Origin of the sequence: Stenotrophomonas sp. Marseille-Q5258, assembly GCF_946900935.1 — a bacterium.
In the GTDB taxonomy this organism is placed as follows: Bacteria; Pseudomonadota; Gammaproteobacteria; order Xanthomonadales; family Xanthomonadaceae; genus Stenotrophomonas; species Stenotrophomonas nematodicola.
In genome coordinates this window covers 1-2,305 of record NZ_CAMPPN010000056.1, presented here as the reverse complement: position 1 = coordinate 2,305, position 2,305 = coordinate 1, and the positions used below count along the sequence as shown (strand labels likewise).

Genomic DNA, 2,305 nt, shown 5'->3' with positions numbered 1-2,305 from the left:
TTCTGCTGGGCCAGGATGTCGATGCGGTCGTCGGTGGCGGTCACGGTGATGGCCTGGTCGGCCAGCAGCTCCAGCTCGCCGGTGTTGGACTGCAGGCTCACCGGGCCGTTGGCGGCAATCACCTTGACCGGCCCGGCCTGCGCAAACAGCGCCACATGCTCGCCGGCCACGGCCGACACGGTTTCTCCGGCGCTGACCTGCAGGTCCTGCTGCACGGTCATCTGCAGGTTCTGGCCGGCGTAGGCCACCGCGCTGGCCGGGGTGGTCCAGACGATGCGGTCCGGCGAGTCGGCCAGCAGCAGCGGCGCGGCGAAGCGCTCCACCGGGTCCTGGCCCGGGGTGCGGCCGCTGCCGGGCTTCATGCCGGACTGGCCGTTGACCTGTCCGCCGTATTTGCCCTCGGCGCTCGGGTCGATCCTGGCGCGCAGCTGGGCGGTGCTGGTGAGTGCGCCCAGCGGCGGCACGTCCTGCTTCTGCAGGGTGTCGTGCATGGCCTCCAGCGCCCGCTCGGCACCGCGCAGCTGCTCGATGGCCTCATGGCTGTCCAGCACCGTGGAGGTGGCGTCCTGGCGGGCGCTGGTGGACAGCAGCAGGCCCTGGCCGGCATGCACGTTGCCCCAGCCGTGGGTGGCCAGCTCGAAGCCCTGGCCGCGCAGCGCGCCCCGGCGGGTGTCGCTGTGGTCGATCAGGTAGCCCAGCTCCAGCCGGCTGTCGGCCAACGAGGTGTGCAGGCGCGTGCGCAGCTGGCCGGTGGTGTCGTCGATCACCCACTGCTGGGTGCCGCTGCCATCGTGGGACTGGGTGTGCAGGCCGCTGAGCACGCCGGGGTGCTGGGCGGTGTCGTCCAGGCCGCCGCCGAAGGGCGGGGCGACCTCGCCGTTGTAGAGCTGGCCGGTGATACGCGGCTGGTCGATGTCCCCGTGCAGGAACTCCACCAGCACCTCCCCGCCGATGCGCGGCAGGAAATGCGTGCCCCAGTTGGGGCCGGCCACCCACTCGGCCACCGGCACCCAGCTGCCGCTGGTCTGGTCGCCCGGCGCATGGCCGGCGCTGCGGCTGCCGGTCTCGGTCATGCCGCCGGCGTTGGGCGCCACGCCGCGCTGCCAGCCGAACTGGATGCGCACCTGGTGGTCGCGGCTGGGGCTGACCACGCTGTCGGCCACGCCGACCACGCGAGCGGTCTGCGGGCCGTGCAGGGTGGGGCGGTCCTGGGGCAGGGCGCGGATCGGGGTGTCGTGCGGGGCCGCCACGAAGCGGTTGCGGTAGCTGCCCTGCTCCAGGGCCGCCTCGCCGAGCAGCTCGACGATGCCGTGGCCGAGGTTGTTGACCGCCGCATGCGCCACGGCCAGCAGCACGAAGGCCTGGCCCTCGTGCTGCGGATGCTGGGTGAGGGTGAAGGCGCTGCCGGCCGCCAGCGTGCGCACCGAGCCGCTGCCCTGGAACAGGGTCATCGGCACGCGCAGCGCATCCAGCCGGGCCTGCGCCTCATCGGCGGCCAGCGCGGCCTGGGCGAAGCGCCCGGCGCGGGGCTGCACGTACACCTCCAGCACCGGCAGCGCGCCGGCCTCGGCCTGGCTCTGGCCACTGACGGCGATGAGCTGCTCGCTGTGCCAGCTGGCCACGCTGCTGGCGTTGGGGACCAGCTGGCGCTGCTCGGCAAAGGCGGTGATGCCATCGCGCGCTTCGGCGATGTCGCTGCGGTGGAAGCGCTGGCTGCCCAGCGCGGGGCGCTCGGCGGCCGGGTCGAATACCACCAGCGTGTGCGCGGCCTCGCCGTCCTGGGTCTGCTCGATGCACCAGGCCAGGCCGGCCTCGGCCAGCAGGCGGGTGACAAAGCCCCAGTCGCTCTCGCGGTACTGGGTGGTGATCGGGCGGGCCGGCAGCGCGGCCTGCACATCGAACCGGAAGGCGGCCTGCGGGTAGTCGGCGAAGATCTGCTCGCAGATCGCGCGGGTGTCCATGTCCTGGAAGATCACCGCGTTGCGGCGCAGGGCCAGCAGCGCGGTCCACGGCTCCAGGGTGAGCCGGTAGCGGGCCAGGCCGCCATCGCTGCCGAGCTGGGCCACCTCGGTGCACAGGCCGTGCCACTGGCGCATGCCGCCATCGGCGCGGCGCACCTGCAGGGTCAGCGGCTGCTCCAGCCACGGCGCCATGTCCAGGAACGCATCGGTGGACAGGCAGTCGATCTCGAACCGGGTGCTGCCGCAGACCGCCTCCTGGCCCTCGAAGCGCTCCACCACCAGGCCGGAGGCCGGGCCGAGCAGCTGGATCAGGCGCGCCTGCTGGGAGGGAGCGCCAAGGGTGG

General features: G+C 73.3%; 1 protein-coding gene. It reads right to left on the bottom strand.

Annotated elements, in window-relative coordinates; genetic code table 11:
- Positions 1-2,305, bottom strand: a 2,305-nt coding sequence (locus OC534_RS19200) for a type VI secretion system Vgr family protein (RefSeq protein WP_262072410.1), incomplete at both ends; no start/stop codon positions are given.